Below are 20,051 nucleotides of genomic sequence, written 5' to 3' on the forward strand. Positions count from 1 at the left end.
AACGGGCCCGCGCCAACCACGGTTGGCGCGGCCCGCGTTGTCGTACAGGTCAGTGCGACGCGAAGGCGACGAACGTCGCCCACTGCTCCGCGTCGAAGCTCAGCATGGCCCCGGCCTTGTTCTTCGAGTCACGGACGTGCGTTGAACGGGCGGCGTTCGCCACCTCCACGCACTCGCCGCCCGATCCGGTGCTGTAACTGCTCTTGAACCAGGCCGACTCAGGCACGGTTCCGGCAGACTCTTCGGTGTTCATGCATCTCCCAGCAGCTTCTCGATGAGGGCCAGCGTCTCGCGCGGAGTGAGCGCCTGAGCCCTGAGGATGCCGTACTGCTCCTCAAGCTCTCGGACCGGCTTCCGCTCTGTGTACAGACGGCTGTCCTTGTACCCCTCCACGTAGGCGATCCTCCGCCCCTCTCGCGTTTCGATCAAGGTGAAGGGGCCTTCAAGACCAGCGTGCTCCTCCACCTCGATCGGCATCACCTGGATTTCGACATTGCGCCGCTGCCCGCAGAGGAGGAGCTGTTCCAGCTGACCGCGCATAGCGGCCCGTCCTCCGAACGGGCGGCGCAAGAGCGACTCCTCGATGACGAAGCTGATGGTGGGCAGCGGCGATCGCGCAAAGATCGTCTGTCTGGCCAGGCGGGCCGTCACCCGCTCCTCGGCGGTCTCCTCGGACAGCAACGGCCGCCACATGGCACACACCGACCGTGCGTACTCCTCGGTCTGCAACAGCCCCGGAATGGCCTTCGTCGCATACACATGCAGCTCCACGGCCTCCTTCTCCAACTTCGCCGCGCCCCGGAAGAACGCCGGGTACTGAGCCCGCGCAACCTCCTCCTTCATCTCCTTCAAGATGCCGCGCGCCCCGAGCAGCTCATCCGCCTGATCGATGAACTTCGGCGGCGGGATCCGCCGCCCCTGCTCGTACGCCGCGATGGTCGCCGCCGAATACCCGGTCCTCGCCCCGAACTCCGCCCGGTCCAGCCCCGCCCACTCCCGAAACCGCTTCAGCTGCCGCCCGAACACCTGAAGGATGCCCGTCGCCCCCTGCTCGGCCTCGTACCCAGCTTCCACTTCTCGATCGTCCATGATCCGCGCCTCCCACGCCCAACGCCCCGGCCGTCCCGCCCCGCACCGCCGACACCCTCCGCACCGACGCATACAGCCCGCACCCGTCCGCGCGTCACTCCTGGTCAACGGTACTCACGCAACGCCACCGTTGGCGGCATGAAATCCACAACTCACCCCACTCAGCCCGCACACGAACTCCACGCCCCCGGCCAGGAGTTCGACATGCGCTTCACGTCCACCCCACGCGGCGCACGGCTCGCTCGGCGTCTCGTCTCGCACCGGCTTCACGAGTGGGGCCACCCGTACAACACGACTACCAACGACACCGTCACCCTCATCGCCGCCGAGCTCGCCGCGAACGCCGTACGCCACGGCCACGTCCCCGGCCGGGACTTCCGCCTCCGCCTGAGCATCGACGCAGACGCCGACGCCGGCTCCACAGCCATCCGTATCGAGGTCACCGACACCCGTACCGAGCGGATTCCCGCCCTCGCCTCCCCTGCGCCGGACGCCGAGGCAGGCCGTGGCCTGCTCCTCGTGGCGGCCCTCGCGACCCTTTGGGGCACCACATCCCGCGTCGCAGCCCCTGGCAAGACCGTCTGGGCGCAACTCGTTGTCAGTGGTCGGGTACAGAATGTTCCCCGAATCACCAACTGACCGAGAGGCTCTTTTCCTTGGCCAAGAGCAAGCGGCGCCACACCACCCGCTGGCGCGTCGGATACCTCTTCGTGCATGGCGTCGGCAACCAGAAACCGGGCACGACCCTGGAGTGGGGCAGGACCACCTTCGACGCCCTCCGCGACGTGCACGGCGAGCAGGTGCTTTCTTGGAAAGAACAGCCCCTGACGGCCTCGCCCGAGGACGCCGTGACCCGGCACGCCGAAGTCGTCATCTCCCTCGGCGGGGGTGGCGCGAGCCGTCGCGCGCTCTTCGCCGAAGCGCTCTGGGCCGACACGTTCACCGCACTGGGCCGGCCCTCCATCCGACGAACGCTGACGTTCCTCGTCGCAAGCCTCCCCCTTCTCTTCTGGGTGGTCGGTCCGGACCGACGCGACCTGCGGGTTCTCACCTCCACCGATCGCGGCCCCCTAGCCCGCAGGGAAGCCGGGCTCGCGCAGTTGAGGCTGATGTGGCGACTTCTCACCTTGGCGGTGATCGCGACCACGCTCGTTTACGGGATCTCGCTCGCGGCACACAGCCTGCTGGTGTCGGTGCTTCTGCTGGGTCTGCTGGCCTGGTTCGCCCGTTCCCGCCGCAACCTCCTGTGGCACGTCCGGGTCGCCGCCGTCGACGAGGAGCGGACGCGACAGCTCCTCGCGCACCTTCACCGCAAAGTGGCCTGGATGGAACGACATTGCGACGAGGTGGTCGTCGTCGCCCACTCGCAGGGCGGCTATCTCATGCACCGCGTCCTGTCCCCCACCGCCGACCGGCGCCACCCGAAGGTCCGGAGGTTCATCGGCGTCGGATCCGGCCTCAAACCGATCAGCCTCCTCAAGACCTTGGCCGACAGCGGCATCGGGCCCAGCCTATGGGGCCTCGCATGCCTCGTCCCGGCGTGCCTGTGGGGGCTCGGGCCTTGGACGTGGCAGCTCTTCGGATGGCTGGGGCAGACCTTCCTACGACTGCTGTATCTGGCCCTACAAGTGACGGTGACGCCGACAGCCGCCCTCGGCGATCCACACCTCGCAGAGCTCCAGCGCGACGTCCTTGCCATAGAGCTACGCCGGGCTTTCACAGCCCTGCCCAGCCAGCGTCTCGACCTCGCTCATGGGGCCGCTCTCGTCGTGTCCATCGCCACGGCCATCCTGTTGATGCGGCTGATCAACGCGGCCTTGCAAGCCCGGCCTCCGTATTCCCTCGACCTCGACCACCACAGCCGGGACATCAAGTGGCGCGAATACAGCAGCCCCCACGACATGGTCGGCCGGATGCTGGGCCCCACCCTCCCCGATGATGTCGAGCAACCATGGATCGCCCCGGTGGGCCAGCCCCTCGGCGACCACACGTTGTACTTCCACCGCACGGGCGTCCTCCCCCGCCGCCTGGCAGCCGACCTCCTCGGCGATCTCGGTCTGGAGCTGGCGGCGGCCGACTGGGACTGCGCTGTCACCCGGCTCGACGAGGTCCGGCGTCGGCAGGGAACACGTCGGCGCACCCTGCACGGCCTGCTGCTCAGCACGGTCACCGCCCTGCTCGCGGCCCCCGGGCTCTTCGGTAGGCCGTCCGTGCTCCTCGCCTACCTGCGTGCCTGGCTGCCGCTCGCGGTCCTGCTGCTGGTGCTCAGCGTTATCTTCAGCCTGCTGGCCCACCGGTCGGCGGGCAGGGCAGCCCGCCGCTTCACCGCGTCCCTGTCAGGAGACGCACCCTCGCGGCGCACGCGGTGGCGCGTACGGATCGTGCCGCCCGGTCCCCGCCTCCTCCCGACGGCTGCCGCGGCGACCGGGGGGCTGATTGCCACATACGGCACAGCCCGCTTCTTCCTGGCTGCCCGCGAGTACGGGGACACCTACGTCTGGCAGGGCTATCCGTTCCTCTTCCCCATGGGCGCCGGGCTGGTGCTCGTCGCCGGTGCCTCGGCGGCCGGGTACCCCGTACGAGCGCGTTGGTACGGGCTGATCGCCGTCCTGGGATGCATGGCCCTGTATTCGTCTTCGGCGCCCGCCGCCATGGGCTCGCCCTGGGAGCTGCGCCCCGAGGGGACACTCCTCGGCACCCTCGGCGTGTGCCTGGCCGTGGGACTGGCCGGCTCCCTCCACGCCCGGTGGAAGGCAATCGATCTGACCGCACAGGTGTGAGGCAGAATCAATGCGGGTCGACAGGAAGCCACTCCTACGAGGGAACGGACGCGAAGACATGTCACCGGAGGACAGCGGCAGCAACCGCGCACCCCAGCCGAAGGACCAGCTGTCCCTGTACGGCCGCTACCTGGACGATGCGGCCGCCGAGGACAGCGGGGGCTTCCTGGTGGAGATCGGGGCGGGCGGGCAGAGCACCGGTGTCGAGCTGGAGCGGCCCGACGAGGAGCCGGACATCGCGGATGAGCCCATCACGGCGCCGTACGACCCGTCCAAGATCGAGATCCAGACCCTCAACCCGACGATCAACCTGCTGATCTCCCGGCTGGTCAACGGGATGATCGACCTCGCCCCGGACTTTCAGCGCAAGGCGGGCATCTGGTCGGACGAGCAGCAGAGCCGGCTGATCGAGTCCCTGCTCCTGCGTATCCCCATCCCCTCCTTCTACGCCTCCGAACTGACCGACAGTTCCTGGGCCCAGGACAGTTCCTGGGCCATCGTCGACGGCATCCAGCGCCTCACCGCCATCGCGCGGTTCATCGCACCCGGAGCACTGGCGGAGGCGGGGGTGAAGTCCGGGCCGCTCAAGCTGCGCGGCCTGGAGTACCTCAAGAAGGACTTTGAGGGCAAGGGGTACGACGATCTGTCGGGGCGCATGCAGATCCGTCTCAACGAGAGCCAGGTCGTCGTTCACCTCATCCGTCCGGGAACTCCGGAAGAGGTCAAATTCAACATCTTCGCGCGTATCAACACCGGCGGCCTCCCGCTGACCCGCCAGGAGATCCGGCACGCACTCGTTCCGGGACCGGCCCGCACGCTCCTGTCCTCGCTCGCCGAATCGCAGGAGTTCGCCTCGGCCACCAGCTATGGCGTCTACAGCGAGCGGATGGCGGACCGCGAGATGGTGCTGCGCTATCTCGCCTTCCGGCTCACCGACCCCAACCTGTTCAGAAGTCAGGACTTCGACCAGTTCCTCGCTCTCACCATGCGCCAGGTCAACCGGCTCACCGATGACGAGCGGGAGGCTCACGCCCACGGCTTCCGACAGGCCATGGTCACGGCCGAGAAGATCTTCGAAGGTCATGCCTTCCGTAAACAGTTCCCTGGTCAAACTCGGCGCTCCCCCGTCAACAAGGCCATCTTCGAGACGGTTTCCGTGAATCTGGCCGCTCTCTCGGACCGTGAACGATCCGCGCTGGTAACCTTCCGCGAACAGGTCGTCGAGGGTTTCCAGCAGCTCATGACCGACCGGGACTTCGAGCGAGCCGTGTCCGTGGGCACCGGCGACCGGGTCAAAGTGGTCGACCGCTTCGCGAAGGTCCGCGAACTCTTCCGCACCGTCCTGGAGAGCAACGGGGGCAACACGCAGTGATCGAGCACCTGTCACTGGCCAACTTCAAGGCCTTCCGGTCCGCCCGTATCAGGTTGGCCCCGGTCACTCTCCTCACCGGCCTCAACTCCTCCGGCAAGAGCACGGTCCTGCAGTCCCTCGCGCTGCTACGCCAGTCGTACGACTCGGGCGTCCTCATGTCCACCGACGGGGATGCCAACAGCCGCGGGGGCTTCCTCCTCGACGGTGACCTCGTGGAGCTGGGGACCGGCCAGGACCTCCTGCACGAGGACTTCGACACCGCGGAGCCGGGCGGGGACCCGTTGATCGCCGTCGCGTTCGAAACCGCCACCAAGGAGACGTACGCCTGGTCCGCCCGCTACGCGGCCGAGCAGGATGTACTGCCGATCGTCCTCCCCGTCCAACCGGAAGGCTGGGAGGACGCACCCCTCTTCTCCCGGCGCTTCCAGTACCTCAAGGCCGACCGGATCACGCCCGCCACCACCTATCCCCGGTCCCACCACCAGGCAATCGGCCGCGGCTTCCTCGGAGCACGCGGCGAGCACGCCGTCAACTTCCTGCGGCACCACGCACAGGACGTCGTGCCGGACGGCCCTCTGCGGCATCCGCAGGCCGGCGGGCACACTCTGCTCGACCAGGTCGTCGCGTGGATGCAGGAGCTGTGCCCCGGGGTCAGACTCGAAGCCTCGGAGATCCCCGGGATCGACTCGGTACGTCTCAGCTTCGGGTTCGGCGGCACCGCCGGCCTCGACTCCACCCGGCTCCGGCGCCCGACGAACGTCGGCTTCGGTCTCACGTACGCCCTCCCCATCGTCGTGGCTTGTCTCACCGCCGGGCCCGGCAGCCTCATCCTGCTGGAGAACCCCGAGGCCCATCTACACCCGCGCGGCCAGTCCCGTATGGCCTCCCTCATCGCCGCCGCGGCGTCCGCCGGTGCTCAGCTCGTCGTCGAGACGCACAGCGACCACGTACTCGACGGGACCCGGCTCGCGGTCAAGCAGGGGCGGCTCGCGGCCGGGGACACCGCCGTGCACTTCTTCCGGGGCAACGGGGCCGGAGTGGAAATCATCACCCCGACGGTCGCCGAGGACGGATCGCTCTCCGAATGGCCGGAGGGCTTCTTCGACGAGTCGGACCACACACTGGACCAACTGCTGGGCTGAACGCCCGTACCGGATATCGGAGCTCACCAGGGGGGGAGAGCGCTCAGTGGTGCTCATGTTCTTCAACGAGAGGTCCTGCGTCTCGGACGCGACGCAGGCCGAAGCCCGGCAGGCCATGCGCGACTTCATCAAGGTCTGCCAGGCGGTGTGGCAGATCCATCGCGGGACGACTCTGGTGAGCGAGGTGCGGCTGGAGGACGTGGAGATCTCTCCGGGCTACTACCTCCAGCAGTGGCGCAACGAGCCCGCCAACCACGACGCCTGGCAGTTCATGCGGAGGACATTGCAGAGAAAGGCGCCCCTCTCGGGCGTGCTTCCCAAGCCACCGGAGGACCAGGAGAGCGAGTATCGACACGAAGGCGACCCGGTTCTCGGCCTGGCCGCCGCCCACCTGATGAAGATGCTGGCTGTCAGCCTGCCCACAGGCCCCCGCTGGGCGGCCCCCTGGCTCAAGGTCGACTACGAGATCCTCAATGACGACGGCTTTACCACGGACAGCGCGAGCGTCCACCACGCCTCCGAGGACGTACACGTCCGTGAGCACGAGGACTGGATACGCACCACCGCCGCCTCCGCCACCACCAGCGGTGTGCAGTTGTGGGAGGAGCGCGACACTTTGTTCCCTTACCTCCAGTTCGTGCCGGGGGTGGAGCAGAATCTGAAGGAGCTACCGGGCGTGGCCGTGGCGAACGTACGGGGCGAGCTCGTGCATCTCAATACCGCTGCGGAGAGCTGGAAGCCCGGGGAGTCGGAGCCCTCGTGGGCGGTCAAGGTCGTTCCCGAGAGCGACACCCGCATCAATATGGGGCTGGTCGACTTCACCGATCTCGACGGTGTGAAGAGGACGTTCAGTCCCCATGTCCGGTACCAGCCGTACCAGGGGCGTATCCACTTCCGACTGATCTCGGATGAGGGCAGGATCCGTGTGGGGTACGTCGGTCGCAAACGCCTGACGGCCGGGGTACCGCGCAGCGCCCGGTAGCGACGACTACGGCAGCCAGCGCGCCGCCTCTTCCCGGTTGACCGTCTCCGCGTCGACCCACCAGTGCCCGGCCTCCTTGTCCCACCGGGCCCGGAGCAGACGCTTGGCATCGTTCCTCTGCTCGTACGGGACGTTGAGGTACAGACGGCCGTCCCGTTCCAGTCCCGGGTACACCTTGCCTGCCGACGCCTCGGCTCGCTGGGCAGGCACCTCGGACGCCGGAGCGGTCTCTCCTTCGGGGCGCCACTGTGCTCGCGCCGGACGTTCCATGCGGGTGCGCTCCATCAGCCGCCGTACGCGGTCGCAGGAGGCCGGGTCGGTGTAGCGCATCATCAGGTCCGTCGGCCCGATGTTCGCGAGCAGGTTCTTCGAGCCGTGCCACAGGACCGAACCGTCCAGGATGAGGACCTTCTCGTGCATGCGGTCGCGGAACTCGACCCGGCAGCCGACAGCCTCCAGCTGCCCGACCAGTTCCCGGTGCCGCGCCGCGCGGGAGGGTTCCTGCTGCTCCTCCGGCGGGCGGGTGAAGACCGTGACCTGGACCCCGGCAGCCGTTTTCGGTTCGAGCATCCTGGCCCACCGGCGGACCGGCGGCGCGTCCATGAACGCCGAATACAGCTCGATGCCACGCTGCGCTCGCTCCACGTCCCATGCCACCGCTTCCTGGACCTCGCTGTGTTCGAAGAAGGCAGGCCGTGCCAGTTCCTCCGCCGACATGGTGGCCAACTGGTCCGCGTCGCGGACCGGGATCAGCTGGTCGGCTGAGATGGTCTGCGCGTGCGCCTCCAGATGGTCGACCATCGCCAGTGCCTCGCTGTGCGGGGCCACGTGCTTGCGAAGGAAAGCAACGTCCGCCACGACGACCAGGTGGTCCTGGGCCCGGCTGAGAGCGACGTTGAGGAGGCGGCAGGTCTGCGAGGACAGCCCCGTACCGCTGTAGAAGAAGCCGGCATCCTTGCCGGCGCCCGCCACCGTGTCGAGGAGTACGACGGGGCGCTGGCTGCCCTGGAACCGGTGGACGGTGTCGACCAGGCCGTCGTAGTCCTCCCCGAAACGGTGGGCCAGGCTGCTCTTGAGGGCCTTGACCTGCTCCCGGTACGGGGAGATGACGGCGAGCCGGTCGGTCGCCCGTTCGCCTTCGGGGACCTCCTGCCACTTGCGGCCGGGCAGGATTCCCTCGTACTGGAGCCCTCGGACCAGCTCGTGGATCACCGCGGCGTGAACGGCGTTCGTCATATGCGGCTTGCGTCCGCCGCCGGAGATCCGCCGGCCGGACGTGTCGATCAGGATCACCGGAGAGTCGATGAGGGGGGCGAACGGCAGACGGCTGGTGTTTCCGCACCCGGTCCTGAGCGGGGCGTCCGGATACGCGACCTCGTTGACGACCGCGCAGATCGGCTCCCGCATCCTGTACTGGGTGTCGAGCGCCACCAGTCGAGGGTCCTGGCGTACCCGGCCGGAAGGGTCGACCAGGCCTGCGGCATGGAAGGCGTCCCGCGCCGCCCACTCACGGGAATGGGCACGCTCCTCCTCGCTCGCCGTCCGGTCGCCGTCGCCCTTGGTTACGGCGGGCAGCTGCCGGAAGTCGCCGGCCACGATCAGCCTCTTGCGGGCGAGTCCGGCTGCGAACCAGGCCGAGGGAAGGTTGACCATGCCGGCCTCGTCGATCACCACGACATCGACCTCGTCGAGCAGCTTCCTCGACTGGACGGCCTTGGCCACGGTCGCTCCGAGCACCCGGCAACGGGAGCGGACTTCGTCCTGGATGCGCTTGCGTTTCTGCCCGAGTTCGTCGAGTCGCTCCTGGAGAGAGGCAACGGACTCGACGACGTTCTGCCTGGGCGGGATCCCGAGGACGGCGGCGCGGGCAGCAGGGAGGGCTCGGCCGGCCTCGGCGGCCTGCTTCTCGCCTGCCGTGTGGCGACGGGCCGCGCGCGAGACGTCCTCCCTGGCCCGCCTCGCCTCGTCCTCCTCATTCGCCAGGGCGGCCTGGAGGTCACGGAGTTTCGCCGCTCTGCGCTCCACGAAGAGTCCGCTCGGCTGCCCGGCCTTCTCCATCTTCAGCCGCAGCTGTGCGGCCAGGGTGTCCGCGGCAGCCACCGTCTTCGCCGCTGCGGCGTGGTCGCGGCCGGCCCCGGCCATCTCCTGTGTACCGGTGGCCTGGTCCGACTCCAGCTCCCGGACCCGGTCGTGCAGGACCAGCGCCGCCCGTGCGCCCTTGAGCTGGTCGGCCGCCGTGCTGATCTGCCGGTCGATGCTCTCCACCAGCAGGGCGGCGATCCGGGCCGGGTCGACCTGGTCTCCGAAACGGCTGCGCAGCGACGGCAGGACAATGCCCCCGGACCGCTGGACGATCCCCTCTGCGAAGCCCTCCTCGTGCTCCAGCAGGGAGCACATCCGCTCAAGGGCCTGGTCCACCGCGACGTTCGTGGGAGCCAGGAAGAGGACCCTGAGTCCTTGACGGAAACTGCCCTCCACGATGTGGCCGACGACATCCGTCTTCCCGGTGCCGGGCGGCCCCCACAGGAACAGCACCTCACTGGCGAGGGCCTGCGCGACGGCGTCACGCTGACGCGGGTTCAGCTGGAGCCCCGCCCAGTTGGCCACCCACTGTCCCGGGTTCTCGGCACGGCTGGTGCGCGGGGTGCCCCGCCCGACCAGCCAGCCCGCATGGTCCGTGTCGATGGGGCTGTCCTGGCCGCCGGCCGTCTCCAGGCGCTCGGCCAGCACGGCCCAGTTCACGGAGTCGTCCTTGCGGATCTGGATGTTGGCGGGCGCCGTCCCGAGATCGGCCTTCGTCACGAGCCGTACGGTTCCGTCAGGAGCACGCGTGGCCTCGGCCGGATCCCATGGCTTCCGGGAACGTGACGGCCGGGCGAGGACGGGAAGACCGTGCAGGCTGTCCTGCCAGGCACGGCACTCGAAGAGATACTCGCGCGTCCCCCCGGACTGCGAGAGGAGCCGTCCCTTGGACAGGGCGACCTTCACAGCGCCGTCGGCGTCGCTCCGCTGTTCGGCGAGGATCTCGGCGCGCGCCGCCGTCAGAAGCTCCTCGACGGGATATGGACGCCCCGTGCCGGTCATGTTCACCGCTCCCCCACCATCGTCCCAAAGCTTCGGTGACTGTACGTGAGTCGACCGCCTTCGAACGGACCATTCGACGGCCATGGCCAGGCACCCACCTGTCACTGGCCTGAATCATTCGCGATCGGTCGTTGCCAGGAGCGATGTCGGCAGCTCCGTATACCGTTGGCGCAGCTCACCGACCTGACTCGAAGCGAAGGAGAACGTCGTGAGGCCCACGCTGGCCGCCGCGCAGCTGCGGGGCAGTCTCACCCAGTACCTCACGACGACGTACGCGCTCACCGACGAGGACACCCGTCGGGCACTGGAGCGGTTCCTCGAACATCCCGAGACCGGGATGTTCCGTGGCCCCTATCTGCGGATCAGGACCCCCTTCCACAAGGCCGTCGCCGGCTGGGAGAAGCACCTGGAGTGGAACCCGGGGTTCACTCCGTACCGGCATCAGGCGAAGGCGTACGAGCGGCTGAGCACGCTCCACGGGCCCGCCCTGCCGACGCTGGTCACGACGGGGACGGGTTCCGGGAAGACCGAGTCGTTCCTCGTCCCCGTCCTCGACCACTGCCGCCGCGAGAAAGCCCTCGGCCGCCGCGGGGTCAAGGCCGTGCTGCTCTATCCGATGAACGCGCTCGCCACCGATCAGGCCGGCCGCATCGGTGAGTACCTCGCGCAGCCGGACCTTGCCCAGGTGACCGCGGGGCTCTACATCGGCGACCGGCCCGACACCGACTTCCGCCGGGTGATGACGCGGCGCGAGGAGATGCGGCAGTCACCGCCCGACCTGCTCATCACGAACTACAAAATGCTCGATCTGCTGCTCCAGCGGACAGAGGACCGCGCGCTGTGGCAGGACTCCAAGATTCAGTACGTGGTGCTGGACGAGTTCCACACCTATGACGGGGCGCAAGGCACGGACGTCGCCATGCTGCTGCGCCGCCTGGCGATGGCCACGGGGCAGAGCAAGCCCGGGCGTCCCCTCGGTTCGATCTGCCCGGTGGCGACCTCGGCGACCCTCGGTGAGGGCGGGCCCGGCACCGGACCCGGCTCCATCCTGGAAGTGGCCGCTCAGGTCTTCGGCATGCCGTTCTCCGCGGACGCGCTGGTGGGCGAGGAGCGGATGACGCCCGAGCAGTTCACCGGGCCGGTGAACTACGGTCTGCCCGAACCGCCTTCGCCCGAGGAGGTCATCGCCCGCTCGGGCGGCCCCGACGTGGTGTCGCGCCCGGACACGCTCGATCTCAATGCCCTGGCGGCACGGATGCTCGGACAGCAGGGCCTGTCCGCCTTCGAGATCGGACGGCTGCTCAAGCAGCACGATTTCACTCAGGGGGTGCTGTCCCTTCTCGACGGGGACCCGCTGAGCGAATGGGAACTCCGTGACCGCCTCGGCCGGTTCGGGTACACCTGGGGCCGGACCGCCCGGGAGAACCCCCGCCTCGCCCTCGCCGCGCTCGCACGCTTCGTCGCCCTGCTGTCGGCCGCCCGTGATCCGGAATCGGACGAGCGCCGCCCGCGCCCCCTGCTGCACGTGGAGACCCATCTTTGGATCCGGCCGGTCGGCCGGATCGTGCGCGGAGTCGGCACGGGAAAGCCCGAATTCCACTGGTACGAGGACGATCGCGCTCCGCGCTCCGCGCTGCCCACGGCACCCCCTGAGGGCGACGAGGAACCCGAAGCCGGCCAGATCGGGCATGTGGCGCGTTCTCATCGCGCGCAATCGGCGATCGGCGCGGACACCGCCGTACGACAGGCGAGCATAAGGCTGCCTGCCGTGTACTGCCGCAACTGCGGCCGCTCCGGCTGGGCGGCCGTCTCTCCGGAAGCCGATCCCCAACAGCTCGTGATGGCCCACGACAAGATCTGGCGCGCCAGCGTGGGGCGGGAGAAGCGGCGGATCCGCTATTTCATCGCTGCCACGGCCGCGGAGCAGGAGGACACGCTGGCGGCAGTCAGCCAGTCCCGCCCTGCAACGGGAGGCGGACAGCCACCGGCGCTGATCCTGGACGGTGCTCAAGGGACATACCGGCTAGCGGTCGCCCAGGACGCCGGGAACCTGCAGGACGCCTGCTTCGTCCAGGCGATCACCGAGAAGAAGACCGCCGACCGAGCTGCCGTCGATCAGCGCTGCCCTGCCTGCGACACCGACAACGCGATGCGCTTCCTCGGCACTCGGCCGGCCGCCCTGGCGGCGGCGACGGTGACCCAGCTGTTCACCGGTCAGGAGGTCGCGCTCGAAGCGGAGGAGCGCAAGACCCTCCTGTTCAACGACTCGACCCAGGACGCCGCCCACCGTGCGGGGTACGTGGCGAACCGGTCGTTCACGTTCTCGCTGCGCTCACTCCTCGCGCGCAACCTCGACGAATCAGGCGAGCCGTCAGCTCTGAACGACCTGATCGGGAACGTACTCGACTCCGTCGACGATCCGCAGGCCCTTGCTGCCGTCGTCCCGCCCGATCTGTACGACGAACCGGGCGTGGACCGGCTGCTCTCCGGGCGGGGCACGGGCGATCTGCGGACCTGGAAGCTCATCGGGGAGCGGCTCGCCTTCGCCACCGTCATGGAGTTCGGGCTCCGTTCCCGGCAGGGCCGCACCCTGGAACTGACCCGGACGGCAGCCGCCGAGGTCGTCATCGGGGACCAGAACCGGATCACCATGCTCGCCCGCGACCTGCACATGGCCCTGCCTGGCCAGCTTCTCGGCACCGGCCTGCCGACGGCCGAGCGCTATCTGGCCTTCGTCCGCGGGCTGCTGGAGCGGGTCCGGCTGCGCGGCGGGGTCCGGCACCGGTGGCTGGAGCCGTGGGTGAAGGACGCCGGGGTGACCCGGTTCAAGATCTGGGGCGGCAGGCCCGACGGCATGCCGGCGTTCCCCGACAGTGTGGCGGCGCCGCGCTTCCTGCTCGACGGTGACAAGGGCAGGTCCGACTTCGACTCGACGACAGCCCGCACCGGTTGGTACCAGGACTGGGCGCGCCGGTGCCTGGGGCTCGACGCCCCCGGGGCGACGGAGTATCTCCGCAGACTGCTGCCGGTCCTCGTCGACGAGGGTCTCCTCGCGGTGCGGACGGCACAGGACCGGACGATGAAGGTCTACGGCCTGCAGCCCGGCCATGTCGAGGTGCGGCTCCTTGAGGACGACATCGTCAACAAGGCCTTCGTCACCTGTGAGGCGTGCGGCTGGCAGCAGGTGGTCCATCCCTCCCGGCGGACCCGCTGGTACGGCCATCCCTGTCCCCGGTACCGGTGCCGGGGACAGATCACCGCGCCGCAACCGGGCCAGGCCACGGTGCTGTCCTCCGGTTCCACCAGCTTCGGCGGCCCCCGGCCGCGCGACTACCGCGACGACTACTACCGGCACCTGTACCGGACGGGTGGCACCTTCCGGGTCGTCACAGCCGAACACACCGGCATGCTCACCCGGCCGCAGCGGGAGCGCGTGGAGCGGGCCTTCCGCGACGGCACCCACTACACCGACCCGAACGTGCTGTCGTGCACTCCGACCCTGGAGCTCGGCATCGACATCGGAGACCTGTCCGCGGTCCTGCTGGGATCGCTTCCGAAGGGCCCTGCCAACTACGTACAGCGAGCGGGCCGCGCGGGCCGCAGGACGGGCAACGCCCTGGTTGTGGCCTTCGGCGGTCGCCGGGCCCGCGATCTGTACTACCTCGACGAGCCGCGGGAGATGATCGCAGGGGATATCGTGCCGCCTGGCTGCTACCTCTCCGCGGTGGAGATCCTGCGCCGCCAGTACACGGCACACCTTCTGGACCTCGCGGCGCGGGGCCGGCTCACGACGAGCGACGGTGAGCCACTGCAGCCCGCGCCGCGCCTGGTGTCGGCACTGTTCGGCAGTACGGCCTGGTGCCAGGAGCTCGCGGACGCCGCCCTCGCTCATGGCGCCGTGCTCGTCGAATCGTTCCTGGACCTCTTCCCCTCCCTCCCGGGCCGGCCGGACACCGGGGTCTCCGGCCAGGCCGCCGAAGAACTGCGCGCGTACGCGTGCGGTGGCATCGTGCGCTCGCTCCAGGAAGCCGAGGAGGAATGGACCGGCCGCGGTGAGGAACTCCGGCGCCGGCTCCACGCCATCGACGCGGCGATGGACCAGCTCGTGCGCAGTGATCCCGAGCAGGAACGCGAATGGCGCGAGTTGCGCGCCGAGCGCTACGCGACGGGCAATCTGCTGCGTGACCTGAACCAGACCAGTGCCCACGGGGCTCTCGTCGAGCTCGGTCTCCTGCCCAACTACACCCTCTCGGACACCACCACGCAGCTGGAGGCCACCCTCTCCTGGACGGAGCAGCCCGAGACCGAAGGGGCCAAGAAGACCTACCACAGCGAGGTCCGGGACTACGAGCGCTCCCGCCGGTCCGCGTTGTCCGAACTGGCGCCCGGAAACAGCTTCTACGTCAACGGCTACAAGCACGTCGTCCGGGCCCTGGACATCGGTAGTCCGGAGCGTCGTGCCTGGTCGGTGTGGCGACTGTGCCCCGCCTGCGGCTACGTCCGTACGGAGAACGCCCAGGCCGATGCCTCGCCCTGTCCCCGTTGCGGCGGCCGGGAGATCGCCGACGCCGGCTGTGTCCAGCGCGTTCTCGAACCGAAGCGGGTCATGTCACGCGACAAGCGGGACGACGCCCGGGTCCGCGACGACAAGGACGAGCGTGACAGCAAGAGGTACGCCGTCCTGACCACCGTGGACGTCGACCCCGTGCACCTGGCCACGGGCTCCTGGCGCCACGACACCGCCGTCTTCGGCGTCGACTTCACCCGCCAGGCCGTGGTGCGCACGCTCAACCTGGGCCTCGACCGTCAGGACGGCAGCAGCACCGTGCCCCTCGCCGGGGCCGACGTACGGATCAATCCGTTCTACGTCTGCACGAGCTGCGGCGGTGCCACCTCCGATGGGCGTCCGGTCGTGGACATTCATCAGGACGCGCTCACCGAATCCCTTGCCGCGGCGACCAGAGCCAGCGCTCACCACCAGCTGTGGTGCCCGCGCCGCAAAGTCCGGACGAGCACCCCGGAAGGCCAGGGGAAGGGAGAGGACGTCCCCCTGCTCCTGGCCCACGAGCTGACCACCGAGGCCGTCCGCATCCTGCTTCCCGCCTCGGTCGCCCGCGTCAAGGAACGCCTCGCCTCCTTCACCGCCGCGCTGTTCGTGGGCATCGCCGCACGCTACGGCGGCGACCCGGACCACATCGACATCACCGCCGCGTCCATGCCCGACGGCAACGACCCGGAATGGCCCCGTCGTTTCCTCGTCGTCTACGACCGTCTGCCGGGCGGCACCGGCTACCTGCACCGGCTCGCCACCTCCGACGGCTTCCGCGAAGTGCTGCTGAGGGCCCGCGAGGTGATCGACAGTTGCCCGTGCATCGAGAAGGGGCTCGACGGCTGCCACCGCTGTCTGCTGCGCCGCGTACCGGCCGGCGACTACGACAAGGTCAGCCGCAACGAGGTCCGGCAGATGCTCGACGAGCTGCTGGGTGCCGACGGCGGCGACTGGGCCACCTCACCGGTCACGACGACCCACCAGATCCCGCTGGAACGGCAGGCCGAGAGCGATCTTGAGGTCATGTTCCTGGAGACCTTGGACGAATGGGCGAAGCAGCCCTCGGCCAAGGCCAGCGCGGACGCCTACACGACCACGGCCGGAACGTACTCGCTGGACCTGCGACTGACCGGCGTCGACGGGGCCACCGTCAGCTGGCGGGTTTCCCAGCAGCGGGTCCTCGACGGCACCCGCCCCGATGTCCTCTTCGAACGTACGGATGCGCCCGGTCCGCGGATCGCGCTCTACCTCGACGGATACGAGTTCCATGCCGGGCCCAAGCACAAGGACAGGCTGGCCGACGACGCCGTCAAACGCACCCGGCTGCGCGCCGACGGGATACGGGTCTTCCAGCTCACCTACTACGACGTGAAGGACTGGCGGACCCGGGTCCGCGACACGGGGTACGCGAGCACGGGGCCGGAGAACCCGGTCTGGCTTCCGTACGGCGAGCAGGGCCAGAAACGAGCACGCGACTACTACGCGGGCGTGCACGGCGGCCTGCCGGGCGAGCTGTCTGCGAACCTCTGGGTGAATCCGGCCGACCTTCTGATCGCTCATCTGCGCGCCCCGGACGCTTCCTTGTGGCAGCTGCGCGCCGAGGCCGCAGTCGCGGGACTGCTGGGCGCCGGGGCCCGGATCGCCGCACTGCACCCTCAAGCCGTCGGCGAACAGCTCCTCACCGCGCTGCGGGGCGCCGCCCCGCAGGGGCCCAAGGGACCGGTGCAGCTGCTGACCGCGATCGACGCCGCAGGATGTGTGGTCACCGCCGCCGCGGACGGTCGCCACCGGCCGCCGATGTGGACCGCACTGACTCTGCTCGACGACAGCGACCGGGCTGTCGCGGACGAGGCAGGGCACAAGCGGCGCTGGCAGGGATGGCTCTACTGGAGCAATGTGCTCCAGTTTCTGGATCATGGCGGCGGTGACAGTGTCCAGTTGACGACCAGCCTCCTGGAAGGCTTCACCGTCGACGGCCTCAGCGTCGCCGGAGGCTCGGGCTGGCTCGAATCGCAGCGGGCCGAACGGCCGGCCACCGCCGTCACGGCGAGCCCCGCCGGAGACCTTATGGAAGAGCCCGCCCCGGTCGTCCCAGCCTCTCGGCCGGCCCATCCCTCCGACTCGGCTCATGACACAGGCTGGGAACAGGTGCTGGAGTTCCTCGACCCCGATGAACCCGGTCTGCTCCCCCTCAGCCAAGGGCTGCGCGCTCTGGACGTGGTGCCGCCGGAAGCCGGCTACGAGCTGGACGAGCACGGTTGGATGGCCGAACTCGCCTGGTCCTCCGCCCGCATCGCCGTGGTGACGGCCCACCGGCCGGCCGACGGGGAGCACGATCACGACGCGGAGGACCGGGACAGAGCCTTCACCGCGGCAGGCTGGTGGATCAGCACAGCCGTCTCCTGCACCCCCCGGGACATCAAGGACCTCCTCGCCACGGCAAAGGGCGAAGACACGGACGCGAACGACGGAGACCAGCAGCGATGACGACCACGGGCGTGACCCTGCGTCTGCTCGACAAAGCGGACAAGGAGATCCTGAGGCTGCCTCGTGCGGTCAAGGGCGCGATCTACGACTTCCAGCACAAGTTCAAGGAGAACCCGCACCTCCGGGGTCTGCGGTTGAAACAACTGGAGGGTCACGGCCGGCTCTGGTCAGCCCGTGTCAACGACGAGTACCGGGCCCTGCTGCTGCGCCTGGCGGACACCGACTGGCTCATCGTCTCCGTCAAACACCGCAAAGACGTGTACGAGAAGCTCGACCGGCTCTCGTACGGAATCAATCGGATCACCGGCGGCATCGAATACGTCGACCTCGAGATCGTCGAGGAGAGCGTCCTTCGTCGAGCGGCGACTCCCGGGCCGGCCACCGCCCCCATCGAGCCTGCCCCGGCGCCCGCTCCCGCCCCCCTGTTCGCCGCGTTCTCCGATGAGCAGCTCACCGACCTCGGCGTCGCGGGACCGCTCGTACCGGTCGTCCGGACCCTGACCACAGAAGATCAGCTCCTCGGCCTGGCGGAGTACGCCCCGCAGCTCACTTCCGAAGTCCTGCTCGCACTTCACGACGGCGCGTCGTACGACGCGGTGCTGGAGCAGATCACCAGTGCCGTCTCCGCACCGGGCCCCGTCGACACCGACGACTTCCGGGCCGCCGCCGAGCGGCCGGCCACCATAGTCACGACGACGGACGAGGCGCTGCGCGAAGCCCTGGAAGGCGGCGACTTCGGTCGGTGGAAGGTATTCCTCCACCCGACCCAGTCCCGGCTCGTCGACCGCGATTACTCGGGCCCCGCACGGGTGGGTGGCGGGCCGGGCACGGGCAAGACCATCGTGGCCCTGCACCGGGTCAAGCACCTGGTGGACCGGCTCCCTCCCGGACGCAACAAGCCCGTTCTCCTCACCACTTACAACAAGAATCTTGCCGCCGACCTCAGGTCACGGCTGCTCCAGCTGGGCGGCGAGGAGCTGCTGGCGCGGGTGGAGATCAGCCACGTCGATCAGCTCGCGCTGCGCGTCGTACGCGAAGCCGAGCCCGGAAGCGCCAAGCAGACGCTCGACGAGAGCCAGGCTCTGCGAGAGTGGCGTGCCATGCTCGACGAGCTGGGCGAAACCGGGTGGGACGCCCAGTTCCTGCACGACGAATGGTCGCAGGTCATCCTGGGCCAGGCCGTCGTTTCCCGCACCGAATACTTCCGTGCGCGGCGAGCCGGCCGGGGCAAGAACATCGCACGGGCCGAGCGCGCCGAGATCTGGCAGCTCGCGGAGCGTTTCACCCAGCGACTCGACCGCCTCGGGCGGCAGACCTGGGAACAGGTCGCGGAGCGCGCTGCGCGGCTGGAGATGGACCGCGAGCGGCGGATCCAAGCCGTCGAACGTCAGCGGGAGGAGGCGGGTGGTCTCGACAACATCCATCTTCAGGCCAGCTCGGCGGGCTGGCTGCGGCACCGCTTCCAGCACATCGTCGTCGACGAGGCACAGGACCTGCGGGCCGCGCACTGGAAGCTGCTGCGGGCGATGGTGCCGCGTGCCGCCAACGACATCTTCCTCGTGGGCGACACGCACCAGCGTATCTACGGCAACCAGGTCACCCTGGGCAGCCTCGGGGTCCATATCCGCGGCCGCTCGGCCAAGCTGACGTTGAGCTACCGAACGACGCGGCAGATCCTCGGATCCGCTCTCGGGGTGCTCAGCGGTGAGAGCTTCGACGACCTGGACGGCAGTACCGAGGACCTGGCCGGGTACAGGTCCGTCCTGACCGGAAGCCTTCCGCAGTTGCACGGTTGCGACGACTGGGAGTCCGAGCAAGAGTCGATCGCCGCACTCCTCGTCGACTGGATCGCCCTGCCGACACCCCCAGGGCAGATCGCCGTCTGCGTTCCGACCAACGCCATGGCAAGCGAGCTTGCTTACACTCTACTCGCCCACAAGGGAATCAAGGCCGTCGAGATCGGCCCCGAGGGCCCTCGTGGAGACGAAGGCGTCCACATCGGCACGATGTTCCGCTTCAAGGGACTCGAGTACCAGCGCATGGTCATCGCGGGCGTGCGGGACGGGCTCGTCCCCCGGGAGGCGGTCACCCGCCTACAGAGCGACGATGCCGTCCGCTATCGACGCGAGCTCCAGCGGGCCCGCTCACTGCTCTTCGTCGCTGCCACCCGTTCTCGGGACAGCCTCGCCATCTTCTGGCACGGCCGTCCGAGCCCGTTCCTCGACCCGCTCATGCGTTTGCCCGCTTCATGAACACACCGGACGGCTGAGCCACCCTGGAGCAGGAGATCCTCGGGGACTCAGCCGCCCCGTTTGGCGAGCCCAACGCTCCGGAGCACTGATGGCGCAGGTGACGCGTAATCAACAGCGGACGGGACGACGAGAACAGCTCCGCCCAGGCGATCCCTCGGTCACTCCTGACACGCTTGCGCGATCAGGCCGTCCCTTCGATGCGATGCGGCTTCACCTCCTGTAGAGACACCAGGGCTTGGAGGTTCGACCTACTCGGTGACACCCAGAGGCAGCTGCGCCGAAGTCACCGTGGGCCAGTCGTCTCTGACACCACA

10 protein-coding genes are annotated in these 20,051 nt (G+C 69.0%); 7 read left to right on the forward strand and 3 right to left on the reverse strand.

All coding sequences use genetic code 11. The features are described 5' to 3' along the window. Positions 1-49: 49 nt before the first annotated feature. Together OG349_RS08655 and OG349_RS08660 are read right to left on the reverse strand one after the other, a co-directional pair. Positions 50-253 carry a DUF397 domain-containing protein gene (locus OG349_RS08655; RefSeq protein ID WP_327234068.1) on the reverse strand — a complete coding sequence of 68 codons (204 nt, stop codon included), beginning with the start codon at positions 251-253 and terminating at the stop codon, positions 50-52. Then, positions 250-1,089: a helix-turn-helix domain-containing protein gene (locus OG349_RS08660; protein ID WP_327234069.1), complete on the reverse strand. Its 840-nt coding sequence runs from the start codon at positions 1,087-1,089 to the stop codon at positions 250-252. The genes OG349_RS08655 and OG349_RS08660 overlap by 4 nt, the downstream gene beginning before the upstream one ends. A gap of 138 nt (positions 1,090-1,227) precedes the next feature. Between OG349_RS08660 and OG349_RS08665 the strand changes: the two genes are divergently transcribed. From OG349_RS08665 to OG349_RS08685, 5 genes are read left to right on the forward strand one after another with little or no spacing between them, the layout of a single operon-like run. Next, the gene (locus tag OG349_RS08665) at positions 1,228-1,728 is read left to right on the forward strand and encodes an ATP-binding protein (RefSeq protein WP_327234070.1); all 501 of its coding nucleotides are present in this window, start codon (positions 1,228-1,230) and stop codon (positions 1,726-1,728) included. Positions 1,729-1,745: 17 nt separating this feature from the next. After that, positions 1,746-3,869, forward strand: a complete 2,124-nt coding sequence (locus tag OG349_RS08670) for a hypothetical protein (protein ID WP_327234071.1) — start codon at positions 1,746-1,748, stop codon at positions 3,867-3,869. Positions 3,870-3,927: 58 nt separating this feature from the next. Further along, positions 3,928-5,241 carry a DUF262 domain-containing protein gene (locus OG349_RS08675; RefSeq protein ID WP_327234072.1) on the forward strand — a complete coding sequence of 438 codons (1,314 nt, stop codon included), beginning with the start codon at positions 3,928-3,930 and terminating at the stop codon, positions 5,239-5,241. Continuing rightward, positions 5,238-6,383, forward strand: coding sequence for an AAA family ATPase (locus OG349_RS08680; protein WP_327234073.1), 1,146 nt, complete (start codon positions 5,238-5,240; stop codon positions 6,381-6,383). The genes OG349_RS08675 and OG349_RS08680 overlap by 4 nt, the downstream gene beginning before the upstream one ends. 46 nt (positions 6,384-6,429) lie before the next feature. After that, complete coding sequence (locus OG349_RS08685; RefSeq protein WP_327234074.1) at positions 6,430-7,365, forward strand: hypothetical protein; 936 nt, start codon at positions 6,430-6,432, stop codon at positions 7,363-7,365. A gap of 6 nt (positions 7,366-7,371) precedes the next feature. Here OG349_RS08685 and OG349_RS08690 read toward each other — a convergent pair whose 3' ends face one another. Continuing rightward, the gene (locus tag OG349_RS08690; protein WP_327234075.1) at positions 7,372-10,449 is read right to left on the reverse strand and encodes an AAA domain-containing protein; all 3,078 of its coding nucleotides are present in this window, start codon (positions 10,447-10,449) and stop codon (positions 7,372-7,374) included. Positions 10,450-10,657: 208 nt separating this feature from the next. On the opposite strand from OG349_RS08690, the gene OG349_RS08695 reads away from it, so the two are divergent. After that, a complete protein-coding gene (locus tag OG349_RS08695; protein ID WP_327234076.1) occupies positions 10,658-17,485 on the forward strand; it encodes a DEAD/DEAH box helicase in 6,828 nt (2,275 codons plus the stop codon). Beyond that, the gene (locus OG349_RS08700; protein WP_327234077.1) at positions 17,482-19,737 is read left to right on the forward strand and encodes a UvrD-helicase domain-containing protein; all 2,256 of its coding nucleotides are present in this window, start codon (positions 17,482-17,484) and stop codon (positions 19,735-19,737) included. Before OG349_RS08695 ends, OG349_RS08700 begins: the two co-directional genes overlap by 4 nt. Positions 19,738-20,051 lie beyond the last annotated feature (314 nt).

This window comes from Streptomyces sp. NBC_01317 (assembly GCF_035961655.1).
Classification (GTDB): domain Bacteria; phylum Actinomycetota; class Actinomycetes; order Streptomycetales; family Streptomycetaceae; genus Streptomyces.

Excerpts from the sequence above, each read along its gene's own strand:
- OG349_RS08655 (WP_327234068.1), bottom strand. The coding sequence starts at position 253 with ATGAACACCGAAGAGTCTGCCGGAACCGTGCCTGAGTCGGCCTGGTTC.
- OG349_RS08675 (WP_327234072.1), top strand. The coding sequence starts at position 3,928 with ATGTCACCGGAGGACAGCGGCAGCAACCGCGCACCCCAGCCGAAGGAC.
- OG349_RS08700 (WP_327234077.1), top strand. The coding sequence starts at position 17,482 with ATGACGACCACGGGCGTGACCCTGCGTCTGCTCGACAAAGCGGACAAG.
- OG349_RS08665 (WP_327234070.1), top strand. The coding sequence starts at position 1,228 with ATGAAATCCACAACTCACCCCACTCAGCCCGCACACGAACTCCACGCC.
- OG349_RS08690 (WP_327234075.1), bottom strand. The coding sequence starts at position 10,449 with ATGACCGGCACGGGGCGTCCATATCCCGTCGAGGAGCTTCTGACGGCG.
- OG349_RS08660 (WP_327234069.1), bottom strand. The coding sequence starts at position 1,089 with ATGGACGATCGAGAAGTGGAAGCTGGGTACGAGGCCGAGCAGGGGGCG.